This window comes from Streptomyces sp. UC4497 (assembly GCF_054871485.1).
This window is the reverse complement of the sequence record NZ_JBTYHB010000014.1, coordinates 122,817-138,463: the sequence shown is the minus strand read 5'-3', so window position 1 is coordinate 138,463 and position 15,647 is coordinate 122,817. Positions and strand designations below refer to the sequence as shown.

Sequence of the window (15,647 nt, the reverse complement as noted above, 5' to 3'; positions counted from 1 at the left end):
TGGTGGACCTCCTTGGACCCGAGCGGGCGGGCTCGGGGTGTCGGGCGTGCTCGGGATGTCGGGCGGCGGACGTCAGGCGTCGGACCCGGGGGAGACGGGCGACGCGGGGGACATGGGTGGCGCCACCGGGGTCGCGTCCGGACGGTTGCCCGGCTCCCCGCTCGCGGCAGCGGGCCCCCGGCCGGTCTTGCGCAGATGCGTCCACAGTCCGAGGAAGCCGGCGAGGAATCCGCTGATCAGCCCGGACACGGCATGGTTGGCGGCGTTGGCCCCAGCGCTCGTAGGCATGCCCACGACCAGGTAGTTGGCCACCGCGCTCATCACCGCGCCGATGACACCCCCGATCAGCCCGCTGACGAGCGACACACGGACCGCCGAAGGACCCGGCCCCGTGGACATGACGCGGCGCGCGGCGCCGGACGGCCCGGCCGTCGGTGGCCCCTCGATGCCGATGACCCGGTCGAGCGCCACCGGGCCCGGACCCGAGAGCGCGACGGCGAGGAAGCCGGCGATGAGCACCAGCGGAAACTCCGCGCCCGCGCCACTCGCGGCGCCCTGCTGCGGCGTGATGAAGCCCGTGTCCGTATTGACCAGGGCCAGCGCGACGCACAGATGGACCGACAGCAGCAACGCCGTGAGCCGGGACAGCAGCCCCACGACGAGGAACAGCCCGCCGAGCGACTCACCGAGGGCCACGGCCCAGCCGACGGCCGAGGGCGCGGGGACGTCCAGGCTCGCGAGGAAGGCACCGAAGCCGTCGGGACCGTGCACCAGCTTGTCCACGCCGTGCACGGCCATGACGGCCCCGCAGGCGACCCGTGTCACGCACGGGCCGACGGAACGCAGCCCGTGCAGCGGGGCGATGCCAAGGGCGCGCCGCAGCGCCGTGGTCCTGGAAGGGGCCATGACGGGGTCCTCTCGGAGGGGTGACATGCCGGTGCCTGGAGCGCGTCACGGGCGCGTCGGCCGGTGACGTATGCGCAACTGTGCTGGTGGCAGGGCCGGTTGGGAATCCTCCGGGTCATCGCGACTTCGGATGCCGCGCATCCACCGCGTGGATGCCGGGGGAGCGGCACATCGCATCCGCCCGGTCGATTCAGGCCCCCGCCCCACCGTCCACCGGCACCACCGCACCTGTCACCATCGACGCCCTGTCGCTGAGCAGCCACGCCGCCGCCTCGGCGACCTCGTGGGGTTCGGCCATCCGCCCGAGGGGGATCGCCGCCTTCAGATGGTCGACGACGCCCGGGGTCGCGGCCTCCCACGCGTCGATCATCTCCGTGGCGGTGCCGCCGGGCGTGAGGCCGTTCACCCGGATCCCGTCCTGGGCCCAACTGACCGCGGCGGTCTCGGTGATGCTGTTCAGCGCGCGCTTCATGGCGCCGTACGCGGGCAGGGCGGGGTTCGCGCGGCGGCTGCCGATGCTCGACGTATTGACGATCGACCCGCCCCCGCCGCGGCGCATCAGCGCGGCCTCGGCGGTCATCGCGGTCCAGTGCGCGCGGAAGTTGACGGCGAACTGCACGTCGATGTCCTCGTCGCTCGTGGTGTGCAGCGGCCCGGGTTGCTGGATCGCCGCGCCGTTGTTGAACGCTCCGTTGAGACGACCGTGCAGTTCGTCGACGTGGTCGACGGCCGCGCGGATGCTGTCCCGGTCGGCCAGGTCCAGCGTGACGGCGTCCGCCGTGCCGCCATCGGCGCGGATCTCGTTGACGACGCGCCGGAGCGCTTCGGTGCCGCGCGCGGCGAGCACCACGGCGGCGCCTTCGCGGGCGAAGAGCCGGGCCGCGGCGGCCCCGATACCGCGGCTCGCGCCGGTGATGAACACGACCTTTCCGGTGAGCAGGCCGATGGGCGGGTGGGACGTGTGCTGCGTCATGTGCTGCGTCGTGGAGTTCGTCATGAGGCGAGTGTCGGCGCGGGCCTCCGGCCCGATACAGGCACAACCGGTACCAGGCTGCAGGGCCGCGCCGCGGGCACACTGGGGGTATGGACAAGCAGGAGCTGGGGTCGTTCCTCCGTAGCCGACGCGAGCGGCTCAAGCCGCGGGACGTCGGCCTGCCCTCCGGGGCACGGCGCCGCACACCGGGGCTGCGCCGCGAGGAAGTGGCGGTCCTCGCGCACATCTCCACGGAGTACTACGTCCGGCTCGAGCAGGGCCGCGCGCCGCGTCCTTCCGGCGAGGTGCTCGCCGGGATCGCGGATGCCCTGCGGCTCACCGACGCAGAGTCCGACCACCTCCACGTCCTCGCCGGGACCGCGCCGAACCGCAGTGGACTGCACCGGCGCGACGTCCGCCCGAGCATCCTCGCGCTCCTTGAACGGCTGCCGCAGACGGCCGCGTTCGTGACGTCCGCCGTGTTCGAGGTGCTCGCGTGGAACGACCTGGCGGCCGCGCTCATGGAGGACTACGCCGAACTGTCCCCCGAGGAGCGCAACTTGGCGCGCCGGGCGTTTCTTGGCCCCGTGCACCCCGAGGCGCCGCTCTACGGAATCTCCGACGCCGCCGAGTTCCGCCACCACGTCGTCATGGAGCTGCGGGGCGCCCTCGCCCGCTATCCACGGGACCCCGCGGTCACCGGCCTGGTGGCCGAACTGCGAGACAGCAGCCGCGAGTTCGCCCGGCTGTGGGAGCTTCGTGATGTGCGGTCCCAGCTGACGCTGACGAAGACCTTCCGCCACCCGGTCGTCGGAGAGGTCACCGTCGACTGCGACGCCCTCGCGCTCACCGACCGCGACCAGCGCCTCGTCCTCTACAGCGCGCCACCGGGATCCCGGGACGCCGAGACCCTGGCCCTGTTGGGTGTGGTGGGTGCCGTTGGGGGCGGAGTCCTGCCCCGGCACACGTAATCGCCGCCGAAGGTCCTCAACCCGCCGGTCGGTACTCCTGCTCGGGGCGCCCCGTGGCCCCGTACCGCAGTCGCATGCGCAGCAGGCCGTCCGTGCACAGGCCCGCGAGGTGGCGTTGGGCCGTGGCGCGGGAGATGCCGATGGCCTGGCCCACCTCCGCGGCGGACAGGGCGCCGTGGGCTCCCCGGACGGTGGAGAGCACCAGTTGGCGGGTGGCGGCGTGCGCGCCGGTGGGGCGGTCGCGGCGTGGTGGGGGAGCGAAGAGTGCGGCCACCGCCTCGTCGATCGTGTCCTGGTCGACGTGCGGGGAGTCCAACGTGCGGCGGTAGCGGGCGTAGCCGCGCAGGCGGTCGATCAGGCGCTGCGGAGGGAACGGCTTCGCCAGGTAGGCGAGTGCGCCGGCTGACAGCGCCGCGCGCACGGTTCCTCCCTCCGTTGCCGCGCTCAATATGAAGCTGTCGCAGGGTAGTTCGCGGACCAGGTCCACGCCGGAGCCGTCCGGGAGGTACACGTCCACCAGGGCCAGGTCGACCTGCCGCTCCCGTACGATCTCGCGTGCCTGCTCGGCCGACTGCGCGGTGGCCACCACCGTGAATCCGGGGGCCTGCGCCACGTGGGAGGCGTGCAGGCCCGCCACATGGAAGTCGTCGTCCACCACCAGCACCGACAGCGTGGTCCTCTCGCTCACCGTGCCTCCTCCAGTACGCCCGGCAGCCGTGCCACGAACACGGCGCCGCCGGGATTCTCGTCGTTGTCCGGACCGCCCGGTGTCACCAGGTCGACTTCTCCGTCGCGGCTGTGTGCGATCTGCCGCACCAGCGCAAGGCCGACGCCGCGGCCGCCGGGCGTCGAGGTGTCCTCCTTGGACGAGACACCCTCTTCGAAGATGTCCTCGGTGCGGGCCGCCGGGACACCGTCGCCGCTGTCCGCCACGGTGATGACGAGCGTCGTGCCGTGCGTCATGAGTTCCACTTCCACGTGCCGTGGTGTGCGGCCGCCCTCGCCCGCGGCGTGCACGGCGTTGTCCAGCAGGTTGCCGAGGACGGTGGTGACATCGACCGGTTCGGTGACGGGGGAGTCCACCCAGGTGCCCTCGCCGATGACCAGGGCCACGCCCTTCTCCCGTGCCTGGGCCGCCTTCGCGCGCAGGAAGGTGCGCAGGTACGCGTCGTCCACCGCGTCCAGGCCGGGCAGGGACACCGACGTCGAGCCCGTGCCGAGGAGTTCCTCCAGGTAGCGGGCCGCCTGTGTCAGATGGCCGCCGTGGACCAGGCCTGCCACCACGTGCAGCCGGTTGCTGAACTCGTGGCGCTGGGCGCGCAGCGCCGTACTCATCGCCTGCACCGCGTCCAGCTGCCGTGTCAGCGACTCGACGTCCGTGCGGTCCTTGACGGTGACGAGCGTGCCCAGGTCCCGGTCGGCCCTGCGCACCCGCCGCGCCGACACCACGAGGACCCGCTCGCCCGCCGTGGTCACCACCGGCTCACCGCCCCCGCCGTCCGGCCGGGCCGCGCGGGCCACCGCCAACACCCGTGGATTGAGGCCCCAATCGGACACCGGGGCACCCACCGGGCCGTCCACCGCGAGCAGCCGCCGCGCCTCGTCGTTGACGACCGTCACCCGCTCCTGCGCGTCGAGCGCGAGCACACCGTCGCCGATGCCGTGAAGCACCGCCTCCTGTTCCTGCACGAGACCCACGAGCTCCTCCGGCTCCAGGCCGAGCGTCAGCCGCCGCCACCGCCGGGCGAGCGCGGCGGAGGCCATCACACCGACGAGCAGTGCCACCGCCAGGCAGGCCAGACCGACGAACAGTACGCGGACGATCTGGTCGTGCACGTGGCTCGCGGCGACCCCCGCGTTGGCCTCGCCCACCACACGACGGCTGTGCGGGGCGTAGACGGGGACCTTCGCCACGATCTCCTCGCCGAGGTGCGCGTGGTCGTGGTCGAGCACCTCGTGCCCGGCGAGCGCACGTGACGGGTCGGTGCTCACCATGCGTCCGAGCTGGCTCCTCTGCGGGTGGGCGAGGCGGACGCCGCGGTCGTCCGTGACCACCACGAACAGGGAGCCGGTCCGCGCCCGGGCGGCCTGCGCCAGCGCCTGCACCGGTCCTTCGGCGAGGGCGTCGACCTCGTTCTCCGCGCGGGCCCTGCGGTGCCCGTCGCCGGACACGGAGTAGCGGGCCGCCTGCGCACGGACGACCGGATTCGCGGCGACGGTGCGGGCCACGCCCAGCGCCCGCAGCTGGTACTCGCGCTCGACATGGCGATCGTTGACGTATGCGAAGGCCCCGAAGGCGGCGGTGAGGGCGAGCGCGACGACCGCGCTCTGCAGCAGCAGTACCTGGGTACGCAGCCGCAGGCGCCGACCGCGCCACCGCTTGGACCTGGAGAACCTCACGTCGCGACGGTATCCGCCGCCTCCCGTGGATCCTCCAGGGGCCCCGTCCCGGGCGTGCACTCAATGAGCACAACCCGCACAAGGCGGGTTTCGCGGCTTGCGCGCGCAACCTGTTCGGCGCGGAGCGCAGCGGGATACGTTCACCCGGATCATCCCCCGGCCGACCCCGTGCGCGTTCGCCGATCCATTGCTGATCCTTCCTGCCCGAGCCGCTTTGACCAGGAGTTCCCCCATGACGCCACCCACCGCCAAGGCCAGGGACGGCCTGCGCGACAGCACGCGCGGAGGTTGCCGGTGACCACGCACACCTGGGGACTCCTGGCCATCCTCGTCCTGTCCATCGTCGCGCTGATCGCACTGATCAACACGCGGCTGCGCCTGCACCCCTTCCTGGCCCTGACGCTGGTCTCGCTCGCCGCGGCCGTCGCCGCCGGTGAACCCGCGGAGAAGATCGCCGAGTCACTGGAGTCGGGCGCGGGCTCGATCCTCGGCGACGTCGGTGTGACCCTCGCCTTCGGAGCGATGCTGGGCCGCCTGCTGTCCGACTCCGGAGCCACCGACCGCATCGCCCGCCTCATCGTCCACCGGGCCGGCCGCCGATCACTGCCGTGGTACATGGCCGGTGCGGCGTTCGTCATCGGCATCCCGATGTTCTTCGAGGTCGGCCTGATCGTGCTGCTGCCGCTGATCTTCAGCGTGGCGCAGCGGCTGCGCGACGACCACGGCGTCAAGGGCTCCCCTTACGTGGCCCTCGCGGCCCCGGCGATCGCCGCCCTGTGCACCCTGCACGGCATGGTGCCGCCGCACCCGGGACCGCTGATCGGGGTGAACGGCCTGCACGCCAACCTCGGTCTGACCATCGGCGTCGGCCTGGTGTGCGCGATACCCACGGTCATCCTCGCGGGCCCCGTCTACGGCCGGTGGATCGCGCCGCGCCTCGACGTCCGGCCGGACCGGGCGCTCGTCGCCCAGTTCACCGGTGACCGAGCCGCGGGTGCCGACTCCGGTACCTCGGCCGACACCACGGAGTCCGGCCGCCCGCGCCGCGACGTGCCCACCGGCTGGGCGGTCGCCGCGGTCCTGGTCCCCGTCGTCCTCATGCTCCTGAACACGGTCGCCGACCTCGTGCCCGCGCTGCCCGCCGGGCTGCGGCACACCCTCGCCCTGACCGGTTCGCCGGTCGTCGCGATGTTCTTCGGACTGCTCTTCGCACTGTTCGTGGTGGCACTGCCCAGCGGAGTGGGCGGCGAGGCGATCCGCGACTCCCTGGGCGAGAGCCTGCGGTCCGTGGCCGGCATCCTGCTGATCATCGCGGGCGGCGGCGCGTTCAACCAGGTCCTCGAGGACTCCGGCATCGGCAAGGCGGTCGAGTCGGCCGCGTCGGGCGCACACCTCAACGTACTCGTCCTGGGCTGGCTGTTGGCGCTGCTGCTGTCGTTCTCGACGGGCTCCGCGACGGTGGGCATCGTCGCCGCCACCGGAGTGCTCGCCCCGATGGCCGCCACGGAGTCGAGCCTTACCACTTCGCTGCTCGTCGTCGCCATCGGCGCGGGCTCCGTGGGCCTCAACTACGTGAACCACGCGGGGTTCTGGCTGGTCAAGGAGTCCTTCGGGATGACACTCGGTCAAGCCACCAAGTCCCACACCGTCATCCAGACACTGGTGAGTGTCTGCGGTCTGCTGATGACACTTCTGCTGTCGCTTTTGGCGTGACACGGTGACGAGGATGCGAAGGTCCCGTCGGGACACGTGAAGGCTCCACACATCCCTCTCCACCGCTTTGACCTCGGCGGAGAGGGGTCAATAGGTTCGGGCGCCGAGTACTTCCCCGTGTACTCCCTTGTCCTGCCACGGACTTGACCCGCCACGGAACGGAGCTTCCCCGTGTCATCCCTTGACGCGTTCACGTCGTATCCCCTCAGCAGTGAGAACCCGGTGACCGGTGCCCCCGAGTGGCTGCGGGACAACCTCGGCACGTTCGTCGGCGTTCCGCTCCGCATCCTCCTGATCGTTCTCGGTGCCATGCTGGTGCGCGCGCTCGCCCAGCGCGCCATAACCCGGACCGTGAACAGGGTCCTGCAGTCGGGCGAGCAGGACACCGAGCCGCGTCGCACCACCCGTGGCCCCGCCGTGCTGCAGCGCGATGCCTCCCGGGCGCAGGAGCGGCGCGAGCAGCGGGCGCGCACGATCGGCTCGGTGCTCAGCAGCATCGTGACCATCGTCATCTCCGTCATGGGCCTGGCCATGATCCTCGACCAGATCGGCATCGCGCTCGGCCCGCTGCTCGCCAGCGCCGGCGTGGTGGGTCTGGCGATCGGCTTCGGCGCGCAGAGCCTCGTCGCCGACTATCTGGCCGGAATGCTCATCATGATCGAGGACCAGTACGGCGTCGGTGACTCGGTCGACCTCGGCGAGGCCATCGGCGAGGTCGAGCACGTCGGTCTCCGTCTCACGCAGGTCCGCGACCTCAACGGCGGCCTGTGGCACATCCGCAACGGCGAGATCATGCGCGTCCGAAACGACAGCCAGGAGTGGGCGCGCGCGGTGCTCGACGTCTCGGTGGCGTACGACTCCAACCTGGAAAAGGTCTTCGCCGTGCTGGAGCAGACCGGCATGTCGCTGCGCGAGGACCACGACTACAGGGGTGTTCTGCTGGAGGACCCGTCGGTGTGGGGTGTGCAGTCCATCGAGGCCGACGGCATCGTGGTGCGGCTCGTCGTGAAGACCGCGCCGCTGAAGCAGTGGGCCGTCACGCGCGAGCTGCGCCGCCGGGCCAAGGAGGCCCTCGACGCGGCCGGCATCGAACTGCCCTTCCCGCAGCGCGCGGTGTGGGTGCGGGGCGGCAAGGACGCCGACGCGGAGGACGCTCCGCTCTCGCGCTGAGCGACACCGAGGTCACCCGTAGAGCGAGCGCGCTCCCGGTGAGCCGTCCACGAAGCGCTGGCCCATGGCGATCTCGTCCCCGATCGCCGACCAGACGGTCTCGTCGTGCAGGAACGGGAGCGGGTCGACGTCGCTTGTCTCCTGGCGGATGCGCTCGACCTCGCGGTCCAGGCGCTCGAACCCGGCCTCCTCGTCCTCGTCGCCGAACGTGAACTCCTCCAGCACGCGCTGGAATTGGAGCGTCACGTGGATGAGTGACGAGACATCGGCGTGCAGCCCCTGCACGGTCTCCTCGTCGGTGTCGATGGCGTACACCTTGCCGGAAACGGGATCGAGGGCGAGGTGCGCGTTGAGCAGCCAGCCGATGACGGGCCAGGTGCCCGCCATCGGCGGAGCGTCCTCGAAGCCCTCGAAGTCCTCGATGTCGGCGACGTCCTGGACGAGGGGCAGCCCGCCGGATTCCGCGGAGGGCTCGTACAGCAGGAGCGTCCCGGTGGGGACGCCGACGGTCCGCAGGAGGCGTACGCCCTCGGTGTCCGCGACGGACGGCGGGAAGGCGGTGGCGGGCAGCGTCACGAGGCGGTCCTCGCCGAAGGTGTCGGCGAGGACGCCACGGGTGACGTCGAAGAGCATGGCTGGAACGGGCTCCGAACTCTCGTGTGGGGCGGGACTACGTGGCCGGGTTCCGGGCGGCATCGAGCTCCGTCAGCCGGGTCACCAGGAGAGCGGCCTCCTCGGGATCCATGCCGATGCCGAAGACGTCGTCGAGCAGCTTGGGCACCTCGCGCGGTGGCACGGTCTCCGTCACAGGCTCCTGCCCGGGTCGGTGGGTCGTCCAGGCCAGCGCGTCGAGTGTGTCGTACCGGTCCGTGCGCAGGCGCTGGATGTACGGGCGGGTGACGAAGGGGGAGCGCTCGTGCGTGGACACGAAGTGGTTCCCGACCGCGTAGTCGACGGGGTATTGCGGGGTCTCGGTGAAGACCTGCCGCACCGTCCAGCCCTCGGGACCTTCCGGACCGTCGCCCCGCTGGTGCACCGCCCAGCCCTCCGAGCCGTGGGTGATGACCTGGCGGCGCAGCAGGTACGGCCACGGACCGCCCTCGCTGCGAGCGCCGTCGACCAGCTCGATGGGCTCCAACGGACTGGCGCCGAAGCCGATGTCGACCAGCCGCCGCCCGCCGTCCACGTCGACGATCAGCATCGCGTGGGTCAGCGGGCGGGGCGTGTGGGAGTCCGCGCCGAGCTGCACGCGCGCGGAGACGGCGGTGAACCGGAACCCGAGCGCCTCCAGCGCGGCGGCGAACAGCACGGTGTGTTCGTAGCAGTAGCCGCCCCGGCCCCTGCGCACCAGCTTCTCCTGGACCGACGGCACATCGATCCGCACTTCGCGGTACAGGAACGAGTCGTACGTGTCCCACCGCAAGGTCAGCACATGTGCGCGCTGCAGGGCCCCCAGTGTCTCGAGGGTGGGCGCACGGTCGCCCTCGTACCCGAGTCGGGTGAGATAGGCGTCCAGGTCGAGTTGCTCGCTGCTCCACATGTGGGGGTCAACCTCGGCGGGCTCGGCGGCTATTCCGGGCGGCTCACCCGATCGGGCCCGGCCGGGCGCGCCCCGACCGCGACCGGCCGGTTCACGCCTTCAGCATCCGCTCGCTCAGCTCCCACAGCCGCCGCGCGGATTCGGGGTCGAGGGAGTGGGACATGGCGTCGGACGGGACGCTGTCGGCCGTCAACGGCCGTTCCTCGTCGTCCAGCGGCGCGATGTCGCTGTCCTTGAGATAGACACCACCCATGTTCGCGAGCGCCGGGTGCGCGGCGCCGAACACGATCGTCGCCGCGCCCTGCGCCGCGGTCTTCTTCCCGAGGGCGGGGTCGATGACAGGTCGCCCCTCCTCGTCGATCAGGCCCTCGGCGCGCAGTGCCTCCTCGCCCGCCGCACTGTTCAGCGCGGTGCCGACGACGACGCCGGGGTGGGCGGAGTAGGCGCGGATGCCGTCGGCGGCGTGGCGGTGGTCGAGTTCGACGGCGAACAGGACGTTGGCGCACTTCGACTGCGCGTACGCGAGGCCCGAACTGTAGTCGCCCGCCTCGAAGTTGACGTCGTCCCAGCGGATGCCGGACATGCGGTGGGCACCGGAGCTCACGTTGACGACGCGGGCCCCGTGGGCGGCGCGCAGGGCGGGCAGCAGGTCGAGGGTGAGCTGGAAGTGGCCGAGGTGGTTGACGGCGAACTGCAGCTCGTAGCCGCGCCCTTCGACCTCGCGGGTCGCGGGGGCGGCCACTCCCGCGCAGTTGACGAGGATGTGCAGGGGTCGGCCCGTGGCGTTCCACCGGTCGGCGAAGGCGGTGACGGAGGCCGGGTCGGCCAGGTCCAGGCGCCCGGTGTCCACGTTTTCGATGCCGGCCGAGGCCAGCGCGTCCGCCGCACGTTGCGGGTCGCGGGCGGCGACGGTGACGGAGGCGCCCCTGGCGGCGAGCGCGCGGGTGACCTCCCGTCCGATGCCGGCGTGGCCGCCGGTGACGACGGCGTACGTGCCGGTCAGGTCGACGTCGGCGAGGACGTCGTCCGCCGTCGACGCGGGCGTGAATCCGAAGCCGATGGGTCGTTGCTTGGTGGTCATGAGGCATGTCCTCTCGCGGTGAGGTGTGTGTCGACCGTGATGTGGTCGCCGCCCACTTTCCGGAACGTTGCTCCGTTTAGCTTACGGAGCGCTGTTCCGTTTTTGCAAGGGCAGTAGGGTTCCCTGTGACGATCAGCCCTCGGGAGGAAAGCGTGGCAACCACGGAAGGCCAGGTCGGAGGAGCCGGCCGCGGCAAGCGGGCCGACGCGGCGCGCAATCAGGAGAAGCTGCTCGCCGCGGCCGCCCGGGTGTTCGTGACCTCCGGAGTCGACGCACCGGTGCGGCAGATCGCGGCCGAGGCGGGCGTCGGTATGGGCACGATCTACCGGCACTTCCCGACCCGCGCGGAACTCGTGGTCGCCGTCTTCCGGCATCAGGTCGAGGAGTGCGCGGAGGCGGGCCCGCGGCTGCTGGCCGAGGCCGGGTCCCCGTTCGAGGCGCTGTGCGCGTGGGTCGACCTGTTCGTGGACTTCCTGGTCACCAAGCACGGCCTGGCCAACACGCTGGAGCCGGACAACAGCGGTTTCGCCGCGCTGCACTCGTACTTCATCGATCGTCTGATGCCCGTCGCCGAGCGGCTGCTGGACGCCGCCGTCGAGGTCGACGAGATCCGGTCCGGCGTGCGGCCCTACGAGCTCCTGCGGGGCATCGGCAATCTCTGCATCGGCCACGAGAGCGACACCGATTACGATCCGCGCCGGCTGATCGGCCTGCTCCTGAGTGGGCTTCAGCAGCCGCGCTGAATCGGCCCATTGGGAATTGGGGGCTTGGGGAGCGCCTTCGCTCGCCCGCCGGTGTGACCCTCAGGCGCGCCGCCCGCTTTGGGTGGCACCCGCACCGAAGACTGGCGGCATGATTCTGCGCCTCACCTCTACCCGGCTCGTGCAGCGTGCCGCTCTGGTCGCCGCCACCGCGCTGACGACCGCCCTGTCTGCCGGCCTCGTCGCCGTACCCACCGCGTCGGCGGCATCGGCCGCGTCAGCCGCGTCGGCCGCGTCAGCCGCGTCGGCCGTGCCGGTCGCGTCGGCCGCGTCGGTCGCCCACTGTGTCGACTCCTCCTGCGGCGGCCCGGCCGTCGTGGCCCCGCTGTCCCAGGAGCCGCCCGCCGTCGGTGCGTGTACGAGCCCGGAGCCCGTGGTGTGCGAGATCCGCCGCTCCACGCCCGACGAGCGGGTGGAACAGCGCGACATCCGGATGCGGTACCTCGAACTCATCGGCGACATGGACCACGTACGGTGCACGATGCGTGCCGAGGGGCGCAGCTCCGAGGAGATCGCCCGCCGCCTGGTCGACATGCGCAACGAAGCCAAGGAGGTCACCCGCGCCGGGATGACACCGGAGGAGGTCCGGGTCCTCGAGGCGCGCAACATGGTGAAGTACGGGAACCCTCTCGGCCCCACCGCCGACCAGCTCCACGCCAAGTACGGCTCCTGGGAGAAGGTCGCCGACGCCTCCACCCGCACCAGCCGCGCCGTGGACGGAGAGCTGGGCCTGGCGTACGTCCCCTGCCCCTGCGACGTGCCCGCTGCGGCCTGACGCCTGCCCGTCGAGGTCACCCGGCGGGCCATGCGGTCAACTGTCCGCCGGTGAACGGCTATTGACCCCCGTCACCGTCCGCCGCGCAGACCGCCCGTGGTGATGCGGGGTCCTCGCCGTGATGGGCGGGCGGAGGCCAGACGGGGCGGTGGTGCCGGGGCAGCGCCTCCAGGGCCCCGCTCACGGTGGAGTGGGACGGCAGCAGTTCGTTGCTGGCGGTCTGGACGAGCAGATCGGACAGCCGGCGTCCGGGGCCGGCCAGCAGAAGCAGGCCCTCGCGGCGCTGCAGCAACCAGCGGGCGGCGAGCAGGCAGTTGAGTCCGCGCGAGTCGCAGAACGTGAGCGCCGTGACGTCCAGCACGAGGTGCCGGTGCCCGGAGAGGACACGGGTTCCGATCGCCCTGAGGAAGAACTGCTCGCAGTTCTGGTCGAGTTCCCCGCTCACGCGCAGCACGGCACAGTGCTCGCACCGCGCCAGCTCGGTGACGGACAGGCGACCGGCCTGCGTGGACATCGTGCCTCCTGCGAGTCGTACGGATACGACGCTGCTTTCTTCGGTTTCCCAAGACCTTCCCGCGTACGCGCAGCAGTACATCAATCAGCGCAGTGTTTCCGTAGACCTGCGTCACATGTGTGACGCAGCGTCAAGTTGCAGATGGGTAACGGGAGGTGGTCGGGAGTGGCCGTGGACGCCGCGCTCTCAATCGGGGGAGTGCCTTCCGGTCGAGTTCACGGACGCGCCCCGGCGGGTTGCAGGACCAGGTCGCAGGTGTCGAGCAGGGACTGCCTCCGGCGTGTGCTGGCCGTCTGCAGCCACGCAAGCGCGTCATCGACGGGGCAGTCCTCGCGCGCGGCCACGAAACCGGCGGCCCGGTGGATCCGCTCCCAGCGGGCCGCGCGGGTGTCCGTGGTCCAGACCGGGTGGGGGCCCGCGGGGTCGGCGTGCGCGGGTCGCCAGCGCAGCAGTTCCTCGCGCGCGACCTCCGCGGCCCGTTCGGCCTCGGTGATGTGCGCCTCGGGCAGCTGGGTGGGCCGGGTGAAGTAGAGGCAGATCACTCCGACCGGCCGGAACTCACGGTGCAGCGCCAGCGCCAGGACGTGTCGCACCCCGGGCAGATCGTCGGACCAGTCCGGCGCGTGCGACCGACTGTCGTCGCCGTGCACCTCGGGTACGAAGACGGTCCGCGCCCCCAACGCGGCGCTGACCGAAGGCCCGTCGGCGTGCGCGAACTGGGTGGCCTCGGCCCGCAGGGCACTCTCGTCGCTCGCGTACAGCAACTGCCACCGTTCGAGGCAGGGGAACAGGGACATCGTCGCGTGCTGCGCGCCCAGTGACCGGGCGAACGCCGTGCACAGCCGTATCGGCAGGGCGCGCCGCCCCACGGCCGCCGCGAGCGACACTTCATGGACGACCGACGGGCCTTCTTCCAACATGCACATCACATCCCTTCCGGACGGGCCTCGGCCCCTCCGGTGAGCTACCTCCGATCCGGCGGGCCTTGCTCGCCGTGACGAAGCGGTGGGGGACCGTCTACCACCCGCACACCGCTCTCACGCATCCGATCTGTCCACGCGCCCATACCGGCCGGGCGGACCCGTACTTGTGTGCGGGTGACGGTGATCGGCCACCCCATCGGACGAGTGTCCTGCTCCCGGCAAGGGGCAGCCGAACCAGATGAGACTGGTCGAAGACGTGGAACGGACGATGGAGCGCTGGACGAACACGATGTGGGCCCGGCTGCTCCCGCCCCGGCGCAAGCGGGGCGAGGTGGTGTCGATACTCCGCCGGCACTGCGACGACCGGGCGCTGATCCTGGGACGGCAGCGCGTCCTTGTCCCCAACGCCTTCGTCGTCGAACTTCCCCCACCGGTCCACCTCCAACTCGCCGCCCACAGCGGCGATGTGGGCCGCCACCTTGCCGTCCAGGTGCGCCGCCACGCCGCGGAATCGGGATACACCTTCGCAGGACCCGTCGCCGTCCACCTGGAGCCGTCGACGAGCAGCACCCTCGGCCGCTTCCGCGTCCACAGCCGCATCGCACCGATCCCAGCGCGACGCCGGGGCGAGTGAGCGGCCCGCCGCACCGAACCGCATGGTCGAGGGACTTCGCTTCCGTATCTAGGTCTTCTCGCCTTCTTCCTCGCGCTCCTGTGCAGCCATGACCTCGTCGCCGTACTCGAAGGCCCACGCGCCCACGGCATCGATGGGCCCCAACAAGGTCCGGCCCAGGGGAGTGAGCTGATACTTCACCCCCGATCCGTTCGGGCATGTCCGGCGGTCGACCAGCCCATTGAACTGAAGCCGTCGCAGGGTCTCGTTGAGCACCTTGGGGCTGATGCCCCCGATCCGCTCCCGCAGTTCGACCGGGCGTGCGGCGCCGTCGCGGAGCGCCCAAAGGGCCACGGCGTTCCAGGTGTTGGAGAAGAGGTCGAAGGCCAGACGGGCGCGGCAGTCGGCGAGGAAGGCGTCGGTCGTCATGTACCAAATGGTGCCCGAGCCACCTTCTAGCGTCGATGTGCACGGTCCAAGTAGGCGCGAGAAGGGAGCCGATGATGAGAATCGGCGTACTGGGAACGGCAGGCATGGCCGAGGCGCTCGCCACCCATTGGGTGCGGGCCGGTCACGCGGTGACCATCGCGGGACGGGACGTGGGCAAGGCGGAGCGGCTCGCGACACGCATCGGAGGCGGCGCGAAGGCTGCGGGTCTGCGTGAGGCGGCCGAGGCCGACCAGGACGTGGTGCTGGTCGCCCTGCCCTTCGGGGTCGGAACAGAGGTGGTGCGGGATCTGCGGGTGGCATTGGAGGGCAAGGTGCTGCTCGACTGCTCCAACCCGGTGGGACCTGGGTTCAGGCTGTTGACGGACGGAAGGCTGTCAGCTGCGCAGCAACTGGCCATGGCGGCTCCGGGAGCACACGTGATCAAGGCCTTCAACCTCTGTCATGAGGGCGTGTGGCGCATGCGACCGCCTGTTTTCGACGGGCGGCCGCTGGCGGTGCCGATCTGCGGGGACGACGAGACGGCACTCGGGCGTGTACGTGAGTTGGTTCGGGACGTGGGTTGTGCCCCTGTGGTGGGTGGCGGGCTCGATCGTGCCGGGTTGTTGGAAGCCACCGCCGCGCTGTTCATCGCCCTGTGGGTCGGCGAAGGCGCGGATGCGCAAGCCATCGCACCGCCGATGGAATACGCGGCCGGAGCGATCCGCGAGGAAGAGCGACGCGAGGCAGGACTCCTGTAGCTCGCCATGGAACTGCAATTGGGCCCGCCCCTGTCGAACTGCACCGTCCACCAGCACCATGTCACCAACCGCATGTCGGCAAGGGAGTTGGTGAAGGCGTGAGTCGCTTTGGGCATGGTC

17 protein-coding genes are annotated in these 15,647 nt (G+C 71.3%); 7 read left to right on the top strand and 10 right to left on the bottom strand.

The genetic code is table 11. From position 1 onward, the window contains the following. Positions 1 to 72: 72 nt before the first annotated feature. The gene (locus ACYSUO_RS21400; protein ID WP_461777806.1) at positions 73 to 906 is read right to left on the bottom strand and encodes a DoxX family protein; all 834 of its coding nucleotides are present in this window, start codon (positions 904 to 906) and stop codon (positions 73 to 75) included. A gap of 190 nt (positions 907 to 1,096) precedes the next feature. Then, positions 1,097 to 1,903: an SDR family NAD(P)-dependent oxidoreductase gene (locus ACYSUO_RS21395; protein WP_461777805.1), complete on the bottom strand. Its 807-nt coding sequence runs from the start codon at positions 1,901 to 1,903 to the stop codon at positions 1,097 to 1,099. An 86-nt stretch (positions 1,904 to 1,989) separates the two neighbouring features. On the opposite strand from ACYSUO_RS21395, the gene ACYSUO_RS21390 reads away from it, so the two are divergent. Beyond that, complete coding sequence (locus ACYSUO_RS21390) at positions 1,990 to 2,850, top strand: helix-turn-helix transcriptional regulator (protein ID WP_461777804.1); 861 nt, start codon at positions 1,990 to 1,992, stop codon at positions 2,848 to 2,850. A gap of 16 nt (positions 2,851 to 2,866) precedes the next feature. Here ACYSUO_RS21390 and ACYSUO_RS21385 read toward each other — a convergent pair whose 3' ends face one another. Next, positions 2,867 to 3,538, bottom strand: a complete 672-nt coding sequence (locus tag ACYSUO_RS21385; protein ID WP_461777803.1) for a response regulator — start codon at positions 3,536 to 3,538, stop codon at positions 2,867 to 2,869. Next, positions 3,535 to 5,250: a sensor histidine kinase gene (locus tag ACYSUO_RS21380; RefSeq protein WP_461777802.1), complete on the bottom strand. Its 1,716-nt coding sequence runs from the start codon at positions 5,248 to 5,250 to the stop codon at positions 3,535 to 3,537. The genes ACYSUO_RS21385 and ACYSUO_RS21380 overlap by 4 nt, the downstream gene beginning before the upstream one ends. A gap of 294 nt (positions 5,251 to 5,544) precedes the next feature. On the opposite strand from ACYSUO_RS21380, the gene ACYSUO_RS21375 reads away from it, so the two are divergent. Both ACYSUO_RS21375 and ACYSUO_RS21370 read left to right on the top strand, forming a co-directional pair. Next, positions 5,545 to 6,963, top strand: coding sequence for a GntP family permease (locus ACYSUO_RS21375; RefSeq protein ID WP_461777801.1), 1,419 nt, complete (start codon positions 5,545 to 5,547; stop codon positions 6,961 to 6,963). A gap of 171 nt (positions 6,964 to 7,134) precedes the next feature. Next, the gene (locus tag ACYSUO_RS21370; RefSeq protein ID WP_461777800.1) at positions 7,135 to 8,133 is read left to right on the top strand and encodes a mechanosensitive ion channel family protein; all 999 of its coding nucleotides are present in this window, start codon (positions 7,135 to 7,137) and stop codon (positions 8,131 to 8,133) included. Between the two features lie 12 nt (positions 8,134 to 8,145). Here the strand turns inward: ACYSUO_RS21370 and ACYSUO_RS21365 are convergent, their stop codons facing one another. The 3 genes from ACYSUO_RS21365 to ACYSUO_RS21355 all read right to left on the bottom strand — a co-directional run bounded on the left by ACYSUO_RS21365 (position 8,146) and on the right by ACYSUO_RS21355 (position 10,754). Further along, positions 8,146 to 8,766 (bottom strand): SUKH-4 family immunity protein, encoded by a 621-nt coding sequence (locus ACYSUO_RS21365; RefSeq protein WP_461777799.1) that lies wholly within the window; start codon positions 8,764 to 8,766, stop codon positions 8,146 to 8,148. A 37-nt stretch (positions 8,767 to 8,803) separates the two neighbouring features. Then, entirely contained in the window at positions 8,804 to 9,673 is an 870-nt protein-coding gene (locus ACYSUO_RS21360; RefSeq protein ID WP_461777798.1) for an arylamine N-acetyltransferase family protein, read from the bottom strand. Between the two features lie 91 nt (positions 9,674 to 9,764). Then, positions 9,765 to 10,754 (bottom strand): SDR family NAD(P)-dependent oxidoreductase, encoded by a 990-nt coding sequence (locus ACYSUO_RS21355; protein WP_461777797.1) that lies wholly within the window; start codon positions 10,752 to 10,754, stop codon positions 9,765 to 9,767. Positions 10,755 to 10,906: 152 nt separating this feature from the next. Between ACYSUO_RS21355 and ACYSUO_RS21350 the strand changes: the two genes are divergently transcribed. Together ACYSUO_RS21350 and ACYSUO_RS21345 are read left to right on the top strand one after the other, a co-directional pair. Beyond that, a complete protein-coding gene (locus ACYSUO_RS21350) occupies positions 10,907 to 11,497 on the top strand; it encodes a TetR/AcrR family transcriptional regulator (protein ID WP_461777796.1) in 591 nt (196 codons plus the stop codon). Positions 11,498 to 11,606: 109 nt separating this feature from the next. Further along, entirely contained in the window at positions 11,607 to 12,290 is a 684-nt protein-coding gene (locus tag ACYSUO_RS21345; RefSeq protein WP_461777795.1) for a hypothetical protein, read from the top strand. A 58-nt stretch (positions 12,291 to 12,348) separates the two neighbouring features. On the opposite strand, the gene ACYSUO_RS21340 is transcribed toward ACYSUO_RS21345, so the two are convergent. Both ACYSUO_RS21340 and ACYSUO_RS21335 read right to left on the bottom strand, forming a co-directional pair. Next, positions 12,349 to 12,804: an STAS domain-containing protein gene (locus ACYSUO_RS21340; protein ID WP_461777794.1), complete on the bottom strand. Its 456-nt coding sequence runs from the start codon at positions 12,802 to 12,804 to the stop codon at positions 12,349 to 12,351. 215 nt (positions 12,805 to 13,019) lie between these two features. Then, a complete protein-coding gene (locus ACYSUO_RS21335) occupies positions 13,020 to 13,724 on the bottom strand; it encodes a GAF domain-containing protein (RefSeq protein WP_461777793.1) in 705 nt (234 codons plus the stop codon). Between the two features lie 241 nt (positions 13,725 to 13,965). Here ACYSUO_RS21335 and ACYSUO_RS21330 point away from each other — a divergent pair, with 241 nt between their 5' ends. Further along, positions 13,966 to 14,361: a DUF3662 domain-containing protein gene (locus ACYSUO_RS21330; RefSeq protein WP_461777792.1), complete on the top strand. Its 396-nt coding sequence runs from the start codon at positions 13,966 to 13,968 to the stop codon at positions 14,359 to 14,361. Positions 14,362 to 14,409: 48 nt separating this feature from the next. Here the strand turns inward: ACYSUO_RS21330 and ACYSUO_RS21325 are convergent, their stop codons facing one another. Further along, complete coding sequence (locus tag ACYSUO_RS21325; protein ID WP_461777791.1) at positions 14,410 to 14,769, bottom strand: winged helix-turn-helix transcriptional regulator; 360 nt, start codon at positions 14,767 to 14,769, stop codon at positions 14,410 to 14,412. A 74-nt stretch (positions 14,770 to 14,843) separates the two neighbouring features. On the opposite strand from ACYSUO_RS21325, the gene ACYSUO_RS21320 reads away from it, so the two are divergent. After that, on the top strand, positions 14,844 to 15,527 hold the full coding sequence (locus ACYSUO_RS21320) for an NADPH-dependent F420 reductase (protein WP_461777790.1): 684 nt from the start codon (positions 14,844 to 14,846) through the stop codon (positions 15,525 to 15,527). Positions 15,528 to 15,647: the final 120 nt, after the last annotated feature.

Bases quoted from the DNA above. Each gene is read 5' to 3' on its own strand.
- ACYSUO_RS21360 (WP_461777798.1), bottom strand. From the start codon at position 9,673: ATGTGGAGCAGCGAGCAACTCGACCTGGACGCCTATCTCACCCGACTC.
- ACYSUO_RS21320 (WP_461777790.1), top strand. From the start codon at position 14,844: ATGAGAATCGGCGTACTGGGAACGGCAGGCATGGCCGAGGCGCTCGCC.
- ACYSUO_RS21400 (WP_461777806.1), bottom strand. From the start codon at position 906: ATGGCCCCTTCCAGGACCACGGCGCTGCGGCGCGCCCTTGGCATCGCC.
- ACYSUO_RS21345 (WP_461777795.1), top strand. From the start codon at position 11,607: ATGATTCTGCGCCTCACCTCTACCCGGCTCGTGCAGCGTGCCGCTCTG.
- ACYSUO_RS21395 (WP_461777805.1), bottom strand. From the start codon at position 1,903: ATGACGAACTCCACGACGCAGCACATGACGCAGCACACGTCCCACCCG.
- ACYSUO_RS21340 (WP_461777794.1), bottom strand. From the start codon at position 12,804: ATGTCCACGCAGGCCGGTCGCCTGTCCGTCACCGAGCTGGCGCGGTGC.
- ACYSUO_RS21325 (WP_461777791.1), bottom strand. From the start codon at position 14,769: ATGACGACCGACGCCTTCCTCGCCGACTGCCGCGCCCGTCTGGCCTTC.
- ACYSUO_RS21390 (WP_461777804.1), top strand. From the start codon at position 1,990: ATGGACAAGCAGGAGCTGGGGTCGTTCCTCCGTAGCCGACGCGAGCGG.
- ACYSUO_RS21355 (WP_461777797.1), bottom strand. From the start codon at position 10,754: ATGACCACCAAGCAACGACCCATCGGCTTCGGATTCACGCCCGCGTCG.
- ACYSUO_RS21335 (WP_461777793.1), bottom strand. From the start codon at position 13,724: ATGTTGGAAGAAGGCCCGTCGGTCGTCCATGAAGTGTCGCTCGCGGCG.
- ACYSUO_RS21365 (WP_461777799.1), bottom strand. From the start codon at position 8,766: ATGCTCTTCGACGTCACCCGTGGCGTCCTCGCCGACACCTTCGGCGAG.
- ACYSUO_RS21330 (WP_461777792.1), top strand. From the start codon at position 13,966: ATGAGACTGGTCGAAGACGTGGAACGGACGATGGAGCGCTGGACGAAC.